A 17,373-nucleotide genomic window follows, 5' to 3' on the forward strand; every position below is an offset into this window, starting at 1 on the left:
TTTTAGGTGTTAGGAATTATACCTAATGATAATAAGTTGAGGTATACCGTAACGTCCCATGCCTTTTATTTACCTCATCATGTATTCGTATTGCTCATGATTTTAGAGGTATTGCTAATGTTTCTTATCTTGTTATCGACCTGTTGTAAACTTTCACGAGAACCCTTCCTTAGTTGAGCTTACAGTAACAGCTTTCTGTAACAGCAATGTTATCGTGACAACAAATCCGCTTTATTAAAACATCAATTAAATCAGCTAACAAGCCAAGTGGAAAACTTAGCGACAACATAGATTAACCAAAATCTAATTAAAGCCGTGTACCCACGCCAATCGACTCTAACGTATCGAGTATAGCATCTGCTAGCGAAGCTAGCGGTGTAACGTAGCTGGCCGCATTTAATTCTATTGCCACCTTGGGCATACCAAACACAACACAGCTTTTTTCATCCTGGCAGAACGTAGTGGCGCCTTGTTGTTTCATTTGCAATAAACCGTTAGCGCCGTCACGTCCCATACCGGTTAGCAACACCCCTACAGCATTTGCCCCAGCATTAGCCGCTAGTGAATTAAAAAGCACGTCTACCGAAGGTTTGTGGCCCGATTCTCTTGGGGCATCAGATAAGGCAATACGATAATCTGCGCCACTGCGTTCAACAACCAAGTGCTTATCACCCGGCGCTAAATAAGCATGCCCCGGTAACAGACGCTCACCGCCTTTCGCTTCACTTACCTCTATTTCACACAGGATGTTTAGCCTACGGGCGTAGGTTGTCGTAAAGCCCGGCGGCATATGCTGGGTAATAACAGTGGCTGGCGCGTTTTTAGGGAAATGCATGAGTACATCTTTAATCGCTTCTGTACCGCCAGTAGACGCGCCCATTCCTATCACTTTTTCGCTACCCGTGTAGCGCATAGCAGCATGTTGGGATGCGCGCGATTGTGTAGGTACACTTAGCGTGGAGTGCGCCGCCATTCTAATTTTTTCCGTTATTACCGAACGATACTCTTCCATACCTTGAGCCACACCCAGCTTGGGTTTTGGGACAAAATCTACCGCGCCTAGTTCTAACGAACGAAGTGTAGCATCAGCCCCTTTTTCCGTTAACGTAGACACCATAACAACCGGTGTAGGGCATGCTTTCATCATGACCTCTAAAAAACGTAAGCCATCCACTTTAGGCATTTCAATATCTAGAGTGATCACATTAGGCTTAAACTCTTGTACCATTTTCTTTGCTACAAACGCATCGGGTGCCGCCCCAACCAAAAGCATGTCAGCTTCATTATTAATAATTTCAGATAACAACTGCCTGATAAGTGCAGAGTCATCTACCACGAGAACTTTGATGGGCATTGTCAGGCTCCGTTAGCGAGAAATCATCGGGGGTGGCTTGCTGAGATAGCAGCACGCGGTGGCTAGATTCACGCTCATACAAACTGGTATTATTAAAATTTCTAATTCGCTTCATGTATACATTACCTTCATCCGGCAGAAAGTATATTTTGCGGGCGTAGTCGGACATTAAGTCACTATTTAATAGTGGGATGTTTTCCCTAGTTAAATAGTTAACAACAAACTCAGCGTTAATTCTGCCAATATCTTGTTGCACAAACCCAGCAAGCACTTTGCCGCCGCCAAAAGCCTTGGCCACTAGCTTTTCCTTTCTTGCCCCTAGTGTGATGAGTTTTTCAATAAGCATATCCATAGCATGCACACCGTATTTAGATGCAAGGTTGCTGTCTAGCTCGCTGGCTAAATTCAATTCAGGCAACATAAAATGGTTCATACCGCCAATCTTCTTTTCTGGGTCGTAAATGCATGCGGCAACACAAGACCCTAAAATAGTGACTAACACCTTATTAGAAGCGGTGGCAACGTACTGCCCTGGTAATAATTTAACGGCTTCTTTTCGAAATCGGTTGTCGAAGTAACTGATAGGTTGTTCATCTTGGCTCATACTGCTAACCCCTTTTAATTTACTGGCCGGTAAATAGTTTTACCCATAGGCCGTACCAACTCAGGGTACATAGTGAAGTTTTCAGAATGACCGGCTACATACATTCCCTCAGGTGTCATTAACTTAACCATTCGGAATAGAATTTTGCGCTGGGTGTCTCGATCAAAGTAGATCATGACGTTTCGACAAAAAATAATATCTATTGGGCTTTCAATGTCCCATGTGGGCGACATCAAGTTTAGGGTTTCAAACTGCACCATGCGCCTAAGCTCATCGGCCACACGCACTTTCCCTAACTGTGCGCCTTTGCCTTTGTAGAAAAACTGTTCGCGATAATGAGGAGGTAATTGTTCAATGCCGCTTGCACTGTAAATCCCTGCAGCGGCTTTTTGTAGCACTCGGCTGTCGATATCAGTGGCAACAATAGAGACAGGGGGAGTAAAGGTGCCAAATACCGACGCTACTGTCATCGCGATGGAATAAGGCTCTTCCCCTGTACTACTGGCCGAACACCAAATGCGTTTGGTATTGGGGTGCTGCTTTAAGTACGTTGAGAGCGCTTCAAAATGATGAGGTTCTCTGAAAAAAGAGGTTAAATTTGTCGTTAGCGCATTAACAAAATGTTCTTGTTCTTGGTGGTTGTGGGCCACCATTGCCAAGTAGTCTTTGAAACGGGTTAATTTTAATATGCGCAGGCGCCGTGCTAAACGGCTATACACCATGGCATCTTTAGAGTCAGCTAGGCGAATACCGGCACGCTCAAACAGTAGCCGCCTAACTCTATCGAAGTCTCGCCGACTGTAGGCAAATTCCCTTTGCGCCACTACTTCGTGTAACTCGGTCATACACTAAAAGGCCTCCCACTCTGCTTCATCCGGCGACATTGGGTTTAACGATACTCTCGGCTTAGAAGGCCCAGGCCCCGATATCGCTCTTGGAGCGGATGTAGGAAACGATGCCATGCTATTCGATGACGTAGAGGCTGAACTAAAGCTCTGTTGCCCCACTTTAAATACAGCTACCCGCTGTGCTAATTGCCCAGACTGCTGCCTCATACTGTCTGCGGCGGCTGCCGCTTCTTCTACAAGTGCTGCATTTTGTTGTGTCATTTCATCCATTTGCACAACAGCGTTGTTAACCTCTTGAATACCGGTGGCTTGCTCGGAACTTGCTGCGGCAATTTCTGACATAATGTCGTTCACCCGCTTAATTGCCGTTACAATATCCGCCATGGTTTCACCAGATTTGTTCACCAATACATTACCGTTGGTAATTTTCTCTACCGAGGTTGAAATAAGGCCTTTTATGTCTTTAGCCGCTTCTGCTGAGCGCTGGGCTAACGTTCGTACTTCCGATGCTACTACCGCAAACCCGCGGCCTTGCTCGCCAGCTCGCGCCGCTTCTACCGCGGCGTTTAGGGCTAATATGTTGGTTTGAAATGCAATGCCGTCAATAACACCAATAATGTCAGAAATGCGTTGGGCCGAATCGTTAATTTCCCCCATGGTATGAACTACTTGTTCAATCACCTTTCCGCCTTCTGATGCTACATCTGAGGCCTGACTAGCCAAACCTTTTGCTTGGTCGGCATTTTCCGCATTTAATTTTACCGTACCTGTGAGCTCTTCCATGGCCGATGCAGTTTCTTCCAAGCTAGATGCTTGCTGCTCGGTACGACTGGATAAGTCGGCATTTCCTGTCGCAATTTCATTAGAAGCGGTATCGATGGTTTCTACCGCATCGTGAATTTTGATAATGGTGTCGCGTAGTTCATCTACAAACTGGTTAATAGACTCACCAAGCACTTTAAAGTCGCCATCTAGTGGTTCTTCAATGTTATGCAGTAAGTCACCTTCAGTAAGCTTAGACATCACAGTTTTGATACTGTCTACTGCTACCGTGCGCCCCGTAATGTCGGTAGCGTACTTCACTACCCTAAAGGGTTTGCCGTTTTGATCGAGTATGGGATTATACGAAGCCTGAATATAGACAGCATTGCCTAGTTTACTAATACGCTTGTACTCGCCACTAGCATATACCCCTTTGCGCAATTGCTCCCAAAAGGCGGCGTATTCTGGGCTGTTTTTGAAAGCAGGCTCTACAAATATGCTGTGATGCTTTCCTTTCACTTCATCTAGGGTGTAACCAAGTGCCGATAAGAAATTACTGTTGGCATCTAAAATCACGCCATCTAAATCAAACTCGATTACCGCTTGAGATTTGCTTATTGCGGTTAACTGCCCTTCAAAGTAAGCGTTCTTAGCTTTTTCGGCGGTAATATCAGTGGCGAATTTTACCACCTTAAAAGGTTGCCCGTTGCTGTCTAAAATAGGGTTATAAGAAGCTTGGATCCAAATTTCACTCCCCCCCTTACCTAACCTTTTAAATTCACCTGTTCGATAATTCCCCGCTTGCAAATCTTTCCAGAAAGCAGCGTATTCAGGGCTAAGTTTTACCTCCCTTTCCACGAACGTACTGTGATGCTTACCCTTTACTTCCTCTAGGGAATACCCCATTACACTAAGAAAGTTATCATTCGCGGTAAGAATATTGCCTTGTAAGTCGAATTCGATAACGGCTTGCGACTTACTAATGGCGTCAATTTGCCCTTTATAATCGGCGTTTTGCTTTTTCTCAGCGGTGATATCGATAGCAAATTTTACAATAGCGGTAACCTTGCCATTGTGATCAAAAATAGGATTATAAGAAGCTTGGATCCAAACATCTTCACCCTTGTTATTTAATCGGCAAAACTCACCGCTGTGTGCTTCACCGCTTTGCAATACCGACCAAAAATCTTTGTATTCTTGGCTACTGGCGTATTCTCGAGTAACAAAAAGGCTGTGATGTTTGCCTTCTATTTCGCTTTCTGAGTAGCCCATGGCTGACAGAAAATTTTCATTCGCTTTAACAATATTGCCATCGGGAGAAAAAAGAATAACCGCTTGGCTTTGGTTAATGGCACTAACCATACCCGCGTGTTGATCTTCCTGTTCGTTATCACTCCATTGCACAACATACTGAGCGGGCTCTGAGCTTGACGCACTAAGGGGGGTAATATTGAGGGTAAACACGCTCTTAGCCAATTGCGCATAAAGACTTTCTTCTCGGCACTGCAATATTTGATTCAGCAGTTGGGTATTGCCTTTTATGACTGCCGATAAATTTTGCCCTTTTAAAGCAGCATGGCCGCCATGAGTGGAAACCGTAAAATCATCAGGGCATTGCTTCGCCAGCGCTAAAAAAGCAGGGTTGTGATATACAATATTACCCGCGCCATCAATTACCATAATGCTTGCGGTGCTTGCATCGAGAATTTGCGTTTTAAGCTGCGCCTCGTGCTGTGCAGCTTTAAGCTCATCATTGTTGAGAAAGTTAAACACGCCCATAACCAGTTCATCCTAAATTTGCGAAATTTTTTACCGTTGCCGTCTTAGCTGTTACGCGTCCTCATTAACGCTTTGGGGAGCAACTAAGCCCATTTCTTCACTGGTGATAAGGCTTTCAATATTCACCAGAATAACCATCTGACCATCTACATCTGTTAACCCGTGCAAGTACCGGCTATCAAAAGCCACACCAAATTCAGGCGGTGCTAGAATTTGATCTTCCATTAACCGAATAACATCCGATACGCCATCTACCACAATGCCCACAATGCGATCTTGTATATTGAGCATAATCACAATAGTAAATTCGGTATATGTGGCTTCGCCAACGTTGAATTTAAGGCGTAAATCTACAATAGGCACAATGTCCCCTCGCAAATTGATTACCCCTTTTATAAACGCTGGCGCATTAGCAATTTTAGTGACTTGCTCGTAACCACGAATTTCTTTTACCGTTTTGATATCTAAAGCGTAGTGCTCATCGGCAAGTACGAAACTTAGATATTCCTTGTCATCGCCCCCGATAACAGCCTGATGTAATGCGGTATCACTCATGCGAGCATGTCCTCTAATTGACTTGACGTATAAGTAGTTGCGATAGAGTCGGCATCGATAATAAGCGCAACTTTTCCGTCGCCCATAATAGTAGCGCCGGCAAGTCCAGCCACTTTTCGATAGTGAGCTTCCAGGCTCTTTATTACCACTTGTTGCTGGCCAACTAAGGCGTCTACCAGCACTCCGAAGCGTTTCTTACTACTTTCAAGTAATACAACAATGGCTTCTGTGGGTTTACGGTTGGCGTTTTCTACGTCCATATAATCGTGAAGTGGAACAAGCGGCCAATATTGGTCACGTACATAAAGCACCGTATCGTTGCCTAGGGTTTTAAGTTGGCTGGCAGTGGGCTGAAAAGACTCCACAATGTTAAGCAAAGGTATGACAAAAATCTGATTGCCAACTGACGCGCACATGCCATCAACAATAGCGAGGGTAAGCGGTAAATGTATGAAAAAGCCTGAGCCCTCTCCTAATGAAGACTCTATTTCAATCCGCCCACCAATGGCTTCAATATTCCGCCTTACTACATCCATACCCACACCACGGCCTGACACATCGGTTACCGCTTCGGCAGTTGAAAAACCAGCTTGAAAGATAAGCTGCCACACTTCGCTGTCTGGCATGTCATCGTCAACAGTTAAACCATTGGAACGTGCTTTTTCCAAAATACGCGCCCTATTCAGCCCGCCGCCATCATCAATGATTTTAATAATAATACTGCCGCCTTTTTGCTCAGCGCCTAGAATGACGGTTCCCATTTCGGGCTTACCGGCGGCACGTCGCTTTTCGGGCAACTCAATACCATGATCGATACTGTTTCTAACTAAATGCGTTAATGGGTCGACAAGCTTTTCAATCAGGCTTTTGTCAATTTCTGTATGAGCGCCTTGTAAAACTAAATCAACTTTTTTATCTAGCTTGCCAGCCAAATCACGAACTAGCCTAGGGAAGCGATTAAATGTAGCGGTTAGCGGTAACATTCTGACTGACATTACCGATTCTTGAATTTCACGAGTATTGCGCTGCAGCTCGTCTATCGCCACTTGCAAACGCTCACCTACTTGCCCATCTACTTCCTGTCCAATCATCGACAGCATAGATTGAGTGATAACGAGCTCGCCGACTAAATTAACCATAGAGTCGATTTTTTTGGTATCCACTCGAATGGAAGCGCTATCGCGACCCACACTTTTTTTATTCGTCTTGATAGGCGGCGCAGAATCACTCGCCTTTGGCGGTGACTTTTTCTTTAATGCAGATGTTTCACCTGTACCCTTTGCCGCAATAGGGTCTAGCACAAATAGTTTAGGTGAAATTACGGCTTCAGAGTTGTCAGGCGTTGCCTTGTTTTCAGGCAGCTCTGTTGTATCGAAAAAGCCATAGCTGTTATCGCTGGCTACTGGTGTAGAGACCTGCATTTCTGGTTCATCAAAAAAGCCGAAGCCGTCGTCTTCTGCGCTAGCGACTGCTTCGCTTGGCGTATCATCAAAGAACCCAAAACCATCATCACTTTGTGTGGACAACTCAACGTCGTTAATCTCGGTCTGTTGGCTAATGTTTGTGGTGAGGTCGGGCTCATCATCAAAAAAGCCAAAGGCGTCGCTGTTGTCATTTGAACTATCGCTGCTGTCAGCATCTGAACTGCCGTTGCTATTGTCAAAGCCGTTAGCGTTATCGACATCGTTAGAAGTATCAGCCGCGGCTGCACCTTGGGTTTCAGATAGCGCCCTTTCCAGCTTGGTAATACTGACGGCAATGGCTTGTTCTGGCACATCGACCTGATCGCGATAGGCAGATAACGTCGCTTTTAATACATCAAGGGTTTCTAGTAACAGGTTAACGATATTGGTGGTAACAGATATCTCTTGATTACGGGCTTTATCTAGCAGGTTTTCCATTACATGGGTAAGGTTCATTAGGGCATTGAAACCAAAAATGCCACTGCCCCCTTTTATAGAATGGGCCGCGCGGAAAATACTGTTGAGTTCTTCCGGGTCAGGCGAGTCTACATCAAGGCTAATTAGCAGTTGTTCCATGTCGTCGAGATGCTCATCGCTCTCGTCAAAAAACACGCCATGAAATTGCTCAATATCGATGCTCATTCTGAATCCTTCCAGGCCGGTATGATGTGAAGAGGATTAGCCCAAAACGCGCTTTGTCACATCTAGCAGCTTATTAGGATCGAAAGGCTTCACCATCCAACCTGTAGCACCCGCCGCTTTCCCTTTGGCTTTCATCTCTGGGCCTGCTTCTGTGGTAAGCATTACAATAGGCGTACGATTGAAACCGCTTAAACTACGTAAATTTTTGATGAGTGTTAAACCGTCCATGCGAGGCATATTTTGGTCAGTCAATACAAACCCAAATTGCTGAGACTTACATTTGTCTAATGCTTCTTGACCATCTTGTGCGGTAGTAACCGTGTAGCCAGCACCTTTTAAGGTCATCTCTACCATTTGACGAATTGATATAGAATCGTCGACTACTAAAATATGCTTGCTCATCCTTTCTATTCCCTCACTGCTTAAAAGTAATAACGTTTGATGTCAAAATCCTTTGTACCCTAGAATAACTCTACCTCTCCCGACTGCATGGATGTTGCAGAAACAGGGTTATGGTCGGTCTTTCCTCGTTGGGCAAGCGCTTGTTGGTAAGCCTTTAATTCAGAAGCAAATGCTTCCAAATTTTCAGACTCTAGTTGTTGGAGTCGCTCGATAATAAATTTCACAATATCTTTTGTATAATCAATGTGCTGGCCATTTATATCGCCAAACTGCATACCTCTTATCGCGTTATTTATTGCATCGTCTAGTTGTTGCCCAATACCCTCTAGTTGCTTGGTGGTAACTTGGTCTGATTCTGCTTTGCGAATAATGTCTTTTAGTTCTTTACTGATATGGTCTTTAGCTTCAACCACATGGGAAATATCTTGAGAAGCAACGAACTCGGCAGTTTCGGTGAGCTTATCTACCAGCCCTTTAATATTTTCTACCTGCTTCTTAATAACATCACTGAACTGGGTTGAGCGGGTAGATAACGCCCGAACTTCATCGGCCACCACGGCGAAGCCTCTTCCCGCTTCACCGGCTCGCGCCGCTTCAATGGCTGCATTTAACGCTAACAAATTGGTTTGGGCTGAAATATCGTCTATCCCGCTGAGTGCATCGATAACCGTAGGCATTGCTTGTTGAATGATTTGTACTTGGCTCATTAAATGCTGCGTTGAAGACGACATTTTTTCTGTGGAATCGATAAAGCTCACAAGGGTGCTGTCGGTATCTTGAGCAAAATTGCGCATTTTATCTGAGTAAGCGGTGCTGTTTGATGCATCAACGCTTAACAAGGCATCAATGCAATTAACCTGTTCTGCCACTAGGTCTTTTAAACTGGTAAAGGCTTGGCTAAGGGTAACAACAGCATCGTCTTGGGTTGTTTTGATAGAGGATAGGTTTCCCTCACATATTGTTAGCGAGTGAGCAATCTCCCCCCCTGCTAATGCAATATTATCTTCTAAATGACTGGTGCTGGAATGTGTTTCTTCATTAGAGGAATTAGCATCAGACGAGGTGTTCTTACTTGACGTATAAGCGACAAAGCCGATTAATACCACCGTAAGCAAAATAAAGCCGAACAGCGCTGAGCCTAAAAAGAACAGAGCCCAAGCCCCTAATAACCCTACCACTACGCCCACCAGATAAAGGTTAGCGCTACTTTTAGAGTGTGTAGATGAACTTTCCACGTTTGAATGCAAAAGGATCTCCTTATACCCTGCCACTACTCCTTCATCACGCCCGATTAAACCGAGCGAAATATGCATGACGTGTGTTCAATGTCATAAAGGTACTTACTCTGAACGTTGAAGGGGAGTAAGTAGGCAACGCGTTAGTCAGTGTTGATTACAATATGGACTAAGCGTAGTACCCAATTTGGAAAGTTGGCAAGTAACGAGATGCGAAAAACTGCTATATGTGCAAAAAAACCTATAAAAGGCGGGGAAGTGTGGTTTTAGACTCAAAAGTCATTAGTTTGTTATTTGCTGCATGAATAAGATTGATTTTGAAGGCTAAGAACGGCTGAATTCCCCTTATTCCAAAATTCTGTATTCATGCCAATATAACGCGCTCCCGAGGCCGAACGCGCATGCTGTAATATATGAATATTACCATTTTCAGATAACTTAATGGTATCTGGGCCTAAAAAGCGCACCACAATCTTTCCTGCTGTCGCACAATTAAACTGATGCGTTCCTGTGGTAGCAGCATCCATTTTTTCATTCTTCGCCGTGTCTTGTACCGACATTCTTATTAACTTCAGTCTTTGCTTACCGTCGTTATCATAAATAACCAACCAGGTGCCCTCTTTAATTTCGTAACGGCTTGCTGCTTCTAGCGCTTTCACAAATCGCTGTTCTTGCGCTGACATGGCACTTACACACGCGCGGCGAGTCGTTACCAGTTTAGACGTTGCAAATTCACCTTCTGCTAATTCGTTCGCTTGTAAATTAAGTATGCCTGAGAATTGATTACAGCCAGTAAAGCCGGAAATTCTATTTTTTGTCACCAACTCTACGGTCATCATACTGCTATCGATAATGCCACCCATGTCGATGCTCTCCACCTGCCAAGTACCGGTTAGGGTAGTTGCAGATTCATCTTCGCTCACTGAGTCTGCGTCTGAGGACATTTGACTGGCGTTATTACTACAACCAGTGATGATAAAAAGCAGACTTAATACAATTAAAAGTGAATTATGAAAATAAGAAGGCATGACTAATCCTTGCCGTTTTAAGATGAAGAAAAAGATAAAAGTACTTATGTACAATATTGCGTAATGAAGCCTGAAAGTAGCAAATATGCTCAATATTTGGAAGCGATACCTCAACCAACTTGCAAATAAGAACAATTATCAATAGCATGTAAGCTCACAACTTGAGTACTTACTATGTCTGCCGCTCGCATTTTAATAATAGAAGACGATATAACCCTTAGCGATCAGGTAGCTAGGCTGCTAAAAGAAAAAGGGTTTACCACTACGCAGTGCCTAGATGGCCAGAAAGGCTTGTTAGCGGCGCTGCAGGAAAGCTTCGATCTTATTTTACTCGATATTTTGTTACCTTCGCTGAATGGTTTGGCTGTTTTGAATCAAATTCGAAAAGTTAAGCATACTCCGGTAATGATGATTACCGCCAGTGGCGCTGAACAAGAGCGTATTGAAGGCTATAGAAAAGGCGCTGATGATTACTTGCCTAAGCCGTTTAACTTCACAGAAATGATGCTTAGAATAGAGGCGTTACTACGCCGTAGCCAGCGAGATGCTATCCCCCCCAAACAAGCGTCACAGTTAATCATTGATGAGCTTCAACTTAACCGAATAAAGCAAGATGTTCGCTTTTCAGGGCACGATGTTGAACTCACCCCCATTCAATTTAAGTTGCTATGGGTGTTGCTAGAAAACCACCATGAAGTGATGACCAAAGCCTTCTTATATCAAAGCGTGCTTAACAGGCCATTCAGCCGTTACGATAGAAGTTTAGATATGCACATCAGCCGTGTACGCAAAAAGCTAGTAGAAGCAGGTATGCCGCCAGAAAGGCTTTCTACGCTACACGGAAAAGGCTATCGGTTTTCATGAAATATACCCTGTTTTGGCGAATGTGTACTGTTATTGGCGTGGGTACTGTACTGCTGTTTTGGGCCATTGACTGGTTAACAAATCATACCGAATCTAGCATGAGCTTTATTGCACAAGAACATCAACAGCAATTGCTAGATTACGGAAAAGAAGCCGATGAAATTTGGGCAAATGAAGGCGAAGAAGCCTTGTCGGTTTGGGTTAAAGCGCTACAAGAGAAAGAGCAAACTTGGGTAGGTGCGGTTACTTCGAACCTAAATCCTATAGCCGATTCCACTATCTACAAACCCTTTTTCGACCGCTTCCAATACGGCAGAAGTGTGGAGTGGAAAATACACTTATACTTTCAAGATAATCCGGTTATGGAAATACCTTTCGCCGACGCCAATACCCACCTTTTAATTGAATTACCCCAGCGTATGCGCCCAGGTGCCATGTTGCTGTATGCCAATGCCATGCTGCAAATTGCACTGCCGCTCATATTACTGTGCATATTAAGTCTAGTGTTATACCGCCACGTTATGTCGCCTTTGAGAAAGCTGGAAAACGTCACCAAATCTTTCAGCGCTGGGCATTATGATGTAAGAACCAATGCATCGCTGCTTGAGCGGAATGACGAGCTTACCCGCTTAGCCGTTACTTTCGATAAGATGGCCGATAGAACCAGCAAACTTATTTATAATCAACGTCAGTTGCTAGCAGATTTGTCTCATGAATTGCGCACGCCTTTAACACGTATAGATATGGCGGTTGATTTTGTAGAGCAGCAAATTAACCCGCAACAAGCATTAGCGCGACTTCGCTACGAAGCATCTACTATGCGCAACCTAGTGGAAGACACGCTTACTCTCGCTTGGTTAAACACCGAATCGCCGCAACTGGATACAGAAGAATTCGACTTGGTGGAATTAATACAGGTTATTTGCGAAGACGCCCGATTCGAATACCCCGATAAAAACCTTGTTAGCACACTGCCAGAAAAAGCGACGCTAACCCAAAGCAGCCAAATAGCATTGGGCCAAGCAATAGAGAATATTATTCGTAACGCATTGCGCCATACGCCTGAAAAATCGGAAGTAGAGGTACTGCTCAGCAGCACCGAGAAGGGTTACCGGCTATGTGTAAAAGACAATGGCCCCGGTGTGCCTGAACATATGCTTGGAGACATCTTTAAGCCCTTCTTTCGAGTAGATAAAGCCAGAGTATCCAAAGGCGAACGAATAGATACATCGCAAAGCACTGGCTTTGGTTTAGGGTTGGCGTTAGCCCACCGACAAATTGAGGCCGTGGGCGGTACTATCAAAGCTCAAAATTATACTGATGTCGCCGGCCAGCGCAGTGGGCTAAAAATTCAAATTGAATTACCTAGCTCATCCGCCACAGCTCGCTAATATTCACTCATACGTGCGTATTTTAGCGTTAAGAGTGATATTGATTTAAGAGTTTGCCCCTGCGTTCTCACGTAACCGTTTAGGCTCGCTGACTAATCTGCGCCACGCCAACACAATGCCGGTATACACCAGTACACAAGCAAGCAAGGACACCAGCCCTGCCACGGTTTGGCCGACAACCCCAAAGTATTCACCGGTATGTAGAAAGCGCGCCGTGCCCCACGCTTGACCACCACGAGACCAATCTTGCTTTCTTAGTACCTTAGTTACTTTGCCGGTTTGGGTATCGAAAAACAGCGAATACGCAAGCTCTTGTCTATGCCCTATGCTTTTATCAATGAAAAAACGTGCTTCCTGGATATCTTCACCTATTTCCATCCACATTGAATACCAATCTGCGTAGCCATTGGCATTAGCATGTTGCTGGGCTGACTTAAACAAGGTTTCATAAGGCACTTCGTCAGCCGCTAAACTGGTAATTTCCTCATGCTGCTCCCGCGTCGGCACGCTTTCACCAAAGGCGCCATATATGGCTTTATTGGCCCAATCGAAATGAAAAATAGTGGCGGTTAAGGCAATAATGAATAGCGGAATTAGACACCAGATACCAAAGACGACATGCCACTGACGATTCCGATGATGGGAATTCTGGTAGGTTTTGGGTAATAGAAACTGCTGTTTTAGGGCTCTTAAATTTAAACGCTTAGGCAACCATAAATACAGGCCACTTACGATTAGAAAGAGGAATACCAAGTTGGCGTACGCCGTGATGTTTTTGCCTACCACGCGATAGTCGCCCGCAAGAGAAAAATATCGATGGAAGTCGGTGACTACATGGAAAAACTCCCCCACCATGCCCTCGCCTTCTCGCAGAATTTCGCCAGTATAAGGGTGTAGTAAAAAGCTGTATCGCCCCGCCCAAGCAGGGATAGCTGCGCCTTCGCGGTTTACCCAACGAACATAAATATGTGGTTCGTTAGGCTTCAATGCCTGTAGAATTGTAACCACTTCATCGGTGCTAATGCGTGCCCTAGCGGTGCTAATGCGCGCGCTAACGGCGCTATGCGCTTGTGTATCAGTGTACCCGCCTATGTACTCGCCTATGTGCTCGTCTTCGTGTCGCACAGCCTTTTCACCCGCATGTGTAGACAACTTAGCAGGCTCTACATCATGCAGCCTTTCACTGAACTCTACAATTTGCCGTTCATAAGTCAGTAATACACCCGTAAAGGACATACACAAAACAAGTATGCCGGCTATTAAGCCGGCAACAAGGTGGGTCCAAAAGACCCACTTCTTTATCGTTTTAGACACCATCAGGTTAACGGCCTAGCACTAAAAGTCGTAGGTTACTGATAGCCTAATATCTCTACCTGCTTCATGGGGGCCAATAACAGTGCCAAATACTTCGCTATAGTCACCCACGCTTGAATGGTCGATGTATTGCTCATCGAACAAGTTAGATACCGCTAGGTTAACAAGAATATTGCTTGTGGCCTGCCACTCACCATACAGGTCAACAAGGGTGTAGCTTGGTTTGTTTAAACTATACAAGCTGTCTGTCCAGCCCAAATCAACTGCTTGGTGCAAGGTATCAATATCAATAGACCTAACCTGTCTGATGCTAGTCCCAACACTTATATCGGCGTTAACGGCGTAATCTACGCCAACCACTATGGTATCGCCGCGGCTATTACCTAAGCCCACAAATTCATAACCGTTTAAATCAATAGATGAATAGTCAACGCTGTATAGGCCGTCTCTTGGGTCTAATTCAGTATCGGCGGTCGAGAAGCCAAAGAAGAAGTCGAATGAATCGACGCGATAAGCAAGGTCGAATTCAATACCGCTGCTTTCTACGCTACCGATATTATTGAAAACAGAGTTTCCTTCAAAACCTTCAAAAATCACATCATCTAGGGTTGAGTTATAAACGCTTAATTTCGCATTTAAGTTATTCGCACTGTATTCAATAGACGCTTCAATGTTTTGTACTGTTTCGGGTACAAGATCATCAGCAACCACTGGAATATCTGAGCCATCATAAAGGTAACCGTCGATAGTAAAACCATCGCCAATTTCTTTTCCTCTAGCCGCTTCGGCATAACCCAAACCTAGGGTCCATGCTTCAGTAAGCTGATATGCAACACCAATATTAAAGCTTAGTTCAGAGTCGTCTAGTGAAGCTTCGCTGTCGGTAACCGGTGTACCGTAATACTCTTCAAGCAATATGCGTTGCTGAAAATCATAGTCGTCGTAGCGCACACCGTAGCTAAGTAATAGCTCAGGGGTAATATCGCTGTAACCCTGTGCATAAATACCCGTTACGCTACTTTCTTCAGCGTTCTCTACCGCTCCTGCGGCTGGTCCACTTTCCACTTCATCGCTACGGTAATCTACCCCGTATACAAACTTGTGGTTTGCTGTTTCGCTGGTATTGCGAATATCGAAACCGTAGGTGTCTATTTCGGCTAACCAATTAAAACGGCCACCTTGAAATGAAGAATCGGTTTGATAAGCGGTGGCTTCCAGGTAAACCATATCGCTATGTGCGAAACGATAGTTTGCTACATAGGTATCACGCTCGGCTTCACTTGGGTAAAGCGCTGCACCTTCTAATACTACCCAGTTCGGGCGTGCTGAAAACTCACCTTCTTCGTCACGTTGCTCAACACTTAGCGACAAATAGTGATTTTCAGCAATATCACCACTGGCTTTAAGGAACAACATGTCTTGATCGGCTGCTGTACCGTAAATTTCGTTACCGTCGCCATCTTCCATATTGTCGCGATCGACAGTGCTGTAATAACCTAGCACACCCCATGTATCACTTAGCTTGCCGTAAAGGCTGCCACTATAGCGTGTGCCGTCGTTCGAAAAGTAGCTTGCTTTAACACGGCCACCAAATTGCTCGCCTTCAGCTAAAAGGTCATCCGCATCTTTTGTTTTAAAGCGAATTGAACCACCAATTGCGCCTGGGCCACTGGTTGCTTCACCAGCGCCGGCCTGCACATCAATTTGCTGGAGTAAATCTGGATCGATAGTGACACGGCCAATGTGATGGAAAAGTGTGGAGGTTTGCTGTGCACCATCTACGGTGACATTTAAATAAGCATCTTCTAGGCCGCGAATATATATTTTTTGTGCCACGCCAACTGAACCACCAACACTAATTGAAGGCGAGTAGCGAAATATATCAGCGAGATCATTAGCTTGGTATTGCTCGATTTCTTCAGCAGTAATACTTAGGTTTGTTGCAGCGCCTACTACCGATATTTTTTCAACAGCGGCCGTTTCGACAGGCTTAGTTTCATCAACTGCTTGTACTTGGGCATAGGAAAACGCGCTAGATAGAGTGCAAACCGCACCAATGAACACTCGTTTTTTCAAAGAAAGCTCCAATTAAATGTTTAGTTATTCTTAATAAGAAACATTCTCATTTACTTGATGAAAAAAAGGTAGTGTTTTTACAATTGTTACATTTTGAACTGATAGGAATTTTTAGAGGGTTATTCTTGTTTGTTTTCAGGCTGTTTACTTTGCTCATCGCTATTAGCTTGTTCAGCTAACTTTTCCCGTTCTGCTTTAGAAATATAAGCCGGCTTATTGCTCTTATGAATTTTAGCGTTCGCTTTTTTATCTTTCTTCTGAAGTTTCTTGATGATTTTTTTTCGACGGTTCATTCCCAATTGCCTCAACAGCCTCACTCATTCTACTTATTATACAGTGTTCAAGGGTAAAGCTACCATATGCGTATTTATCGAATTCAAATATTGAGTGGAATGTAGATGCGGTGAGGGATACGCCAGCGTGTTCCGCTAAGTTGATACAACAACCTAGATCAAAAAAGCCCTCGCATTTCTGCAAGGGCTCTTCGAATAATGGTGCCTCGACCCGGGATTGTAACGCGCGGTGCAGCCGCAGGGACACGCCAGCGTGTTCCGCTAACTTAATACAACAACCTAGATCAAAAAAGCCCCGTATTTTCGTACAGGGCTTCCTGAACAATGGTGCCTCGACCCGGGATTGTAACGCGCGGTGCAACCGCAGGGGCACGCAGCGTGTTCCGCTAACTTGATACAACAACCTAGATCAAAAAAGCCCCGCATTTTCATGCAGGGCTCTTCGAATAATGGTGCCTCGACCCGGGATTGTAACGCGCGGTGCAACCGCAGGGACACGCCAGCGTGTTCAGCTAACTTGATACAACAACCTAGATCAAAAAAGCCCCGAACATTTCTGTTCAGGGCTCTTCGAATAATGGTGCCTCGACCCGGGATTGTAACGCGCGGTGCAACCGCAGGGACACGCCAGCGTGTTCAGCTAACTTGATACAACAACCTAGATCAAAAAAGCCCCGAACTTTCGTACAGGGCTTCTTGAATAATGGTGCCTCGACCCGGGATCGAACCAGGGACACGCGGATTTTCAAAAGAACGCTTTCTC

14 protein-coding genes are annotated in these 17,373 nt (G+C 44.7%); 2 read left to right on the forward strand and 12 right to left on the reverse strand.

Going from position 1 to position 17,373, the window contains the following annotated elements; genetic code table 11:
- Nucleotides 1–307 precede the first annotated feature (307 nt).
- The 9 genes from AMBT_RS16450 to AMBT_RS16490 form a co-directional block, all read right to left on the reverse strand.
- Nucleotides 308–1,354 (reverse strand): protein-glutamate methylesterase/protein-glutamine glutaminase, encoded by a 1,047-nt coding sequence (locus AMBT_RS16450; protein WP_013785770.1) that lies wholly within the window; start codon nt 1,352–1,354, stop codon nt 308–310.
- A complete protein-coding gene (gene cheD, locus AMBT_RS16455) occupies nt 1,326–1,958 on the reverse strand; it encodes a chemoreceptor glutamine deamidase CheD (protein WP_013785771.1) in 633 nt (210 codons plus the stop codon). The genes AMBT_RS16450 and cheD overlap by 29 nt, the downstream gene beginning before the upstream one ends.
- 14 nt (nt 1,959–1,972) lie before the next feature.
- On the reverse strand, nt 1,973–2,803 hold the full coding sequence (locus AMBT_RS16460; protein WP_013785772.1) for a CheR family methyltransferase: 831 nt from the start codon (nt 2,801–2,803) through the stop codon (nt 1,973–1,975).
- Nucleotides 2,804–2,806: 3 nt separating this feature from the next.
- On the reverse strand, nt 2,807–5,347 hold the full coding sequence (locus AMBT_RS16465; protein ID WP_013785773.1) for a PAS domain S-box protein: 2,541 nt from the start codon (nt 5,345–5,347) through the stop codon (nt 2,807–2,809).
- Nucleotides 5,348–5,398: 51 nt separating this feature from the next.
- Nucleotides 5,399–5,902 carry a chemotaxis protein CheW gene (locus tag AMBT_RS16470; RefSeq protein WP_013785774.1) on the reverse strand — a complete coding sequence of 168 codons (504 nt, stop codon included), beginning with the start codon at nt 5,900–5,902 and terminating at the stop codon, nt 5,399–5,401.
- On the reverse strand, nt 5,899–8,007 hold the full coding sequence (locus AMBT_RS16475) for a chemotaxis protein CheW (RefSeq protein ID WP_013785775.1): 2,109 nt from the start codon (nt 8,005–8,007) through the stop codon (nt 5,899–5,901). The genes AMBT_RS16470 and AMBT_RS16475 overlap by 4 nt, the downstream gene beginning before the upstream one ends.
- A 36-nt stretch (nt 8,008–8,043) precedes the next feature.
- Nucleotides 8,044–8,409, reverse strand: coding sequence for a response regulator (locus AMBT_RS16480; RefSeq protein WP_013785776.1), 366 nt, complete (start codon nt 8,407–8,409; stop codon nt 8,044–8,046).
- Nucleotides 8,410–8,468: 59 nt separating this feature from the next.
- The gene (locus AMBT_RS23115; RefSeq protein ID WP_269464942.1) at nt 8,469–9,656 is read right to left on the reverse strand and encodes a methyl-accepting chemotaxis protein; all 1,188 of its coding nucleotides are present in this window, start codon (nt 9,654–9,656) and stop codon (nt 8,469–8,471) included.
- Between the two features lie 278 nt (nt 9,657–9,934).
- Nucleotides 9,935–10,672, reverse strand: a complete 738-nt coding sequence (locus tag AMBT_RS16490; protein ID WP_013785778.1) for an META domain-containing protein — start codon at nt 10,670–10,672, stop codon at nt 9,935–9,937.
- Between the two features lie 174 nt (nt 10,673–10,846).
- On the opposite strand from AMBT_RS16490, the gene AMBT_RS16495 reads away from it, so the two are divergent.
- Together AMBT_RS16495 and AMBT_RS16500 are read left to right on the forward strand one after the other, a co-directional pair.
- Nucleotides 10,847–11,536 carry a response regulator transcription factor gene (locus AMBT_RS16495; RefSeq protein ID WP_013785779.1) on the forward strand — a complete coding sequence of 230 codons (690 nt, stop codon included), beginning with the start codon at nt 10,847–10,849 and terminating at the stop codon, nt 11,534–11,536.
- Nucleotides 11,533–12,927 carry a sensor histidine kinase gene (locus AMBT_RS16500; RefSeq protein ID WP_013785780.1) on the forward strand — a complete coding sequence of 465 codons (1,395 nt, stop codon included), beginning with the start codon at nt 11,533–11,535 and terminating at the stop codon, nt 12,925–12,927. Before AMBT_RS16495 ends, AMBT_RS16500 begins: the two co-directional genes overlap by 4 nt.
- A 45-nt stretch (nt 12,928–12,972) precedes the next feature.
- Here AMBT_RS16500 and AMBT_RS16505 read toward each other — a convergent pair whose 3' ends face one another.
- The 3 genes from AMBT_RS16505 to AMBT_RS22240 all read right to left on the reverse strand — a co-directional run bounded on the left by AMBT_RS16505 (nt 12,973) and on the right by AMBT_RS22240 (nt 16,610).
- Entirely contained in the window at nt 12,973–14,244 is a 1,272-nt protein-coding gene (locus AMBT_RS16505) for a PepSY-associated TM helix domain-containing protein (protein WP_013785781.1), read from the reverse strand.
- Between the two features lie 18 nt (nt 14,245–14,262).
- A complete protein-coding gene (locus AMBT_RS16510; protein ID WP_041452599.1) occupies nt 14,263–16,317 on the reverse strand; it encodes a TonB-dependent receptor in 2,055 nt (684 codons plus the stop codon).
- A 119-nt stretch (nt 16,318–16,436) separates the two neighbouring features.
- The gene (locus AMBT_RS22240) at nt 16,437–16,610 is read right to left on the reverse strand and encodes a DUF2986 domain-containing protein (protein WP_013785783.1); all 174 of its coding nucleotides are present in this window, start codon (nt 16,608–16,610) and stop codon (nt 16,437–16,439) included.
- Nucleotides 16,611–17,373 lie beyond the last annotated feature (763 nt).

Source organism: Alteromonas naphthalenivorans (assembly GCF_000213655.1).
In the GTDB taxonomy this organism is placed as follows: domain Bacteria; phylum Pseudomonadota; class Gammaproteobacteria; order Enterobacterales; family Alteromonadaceae; genus Alteromonas; species Alteromonas naphthalenivorans.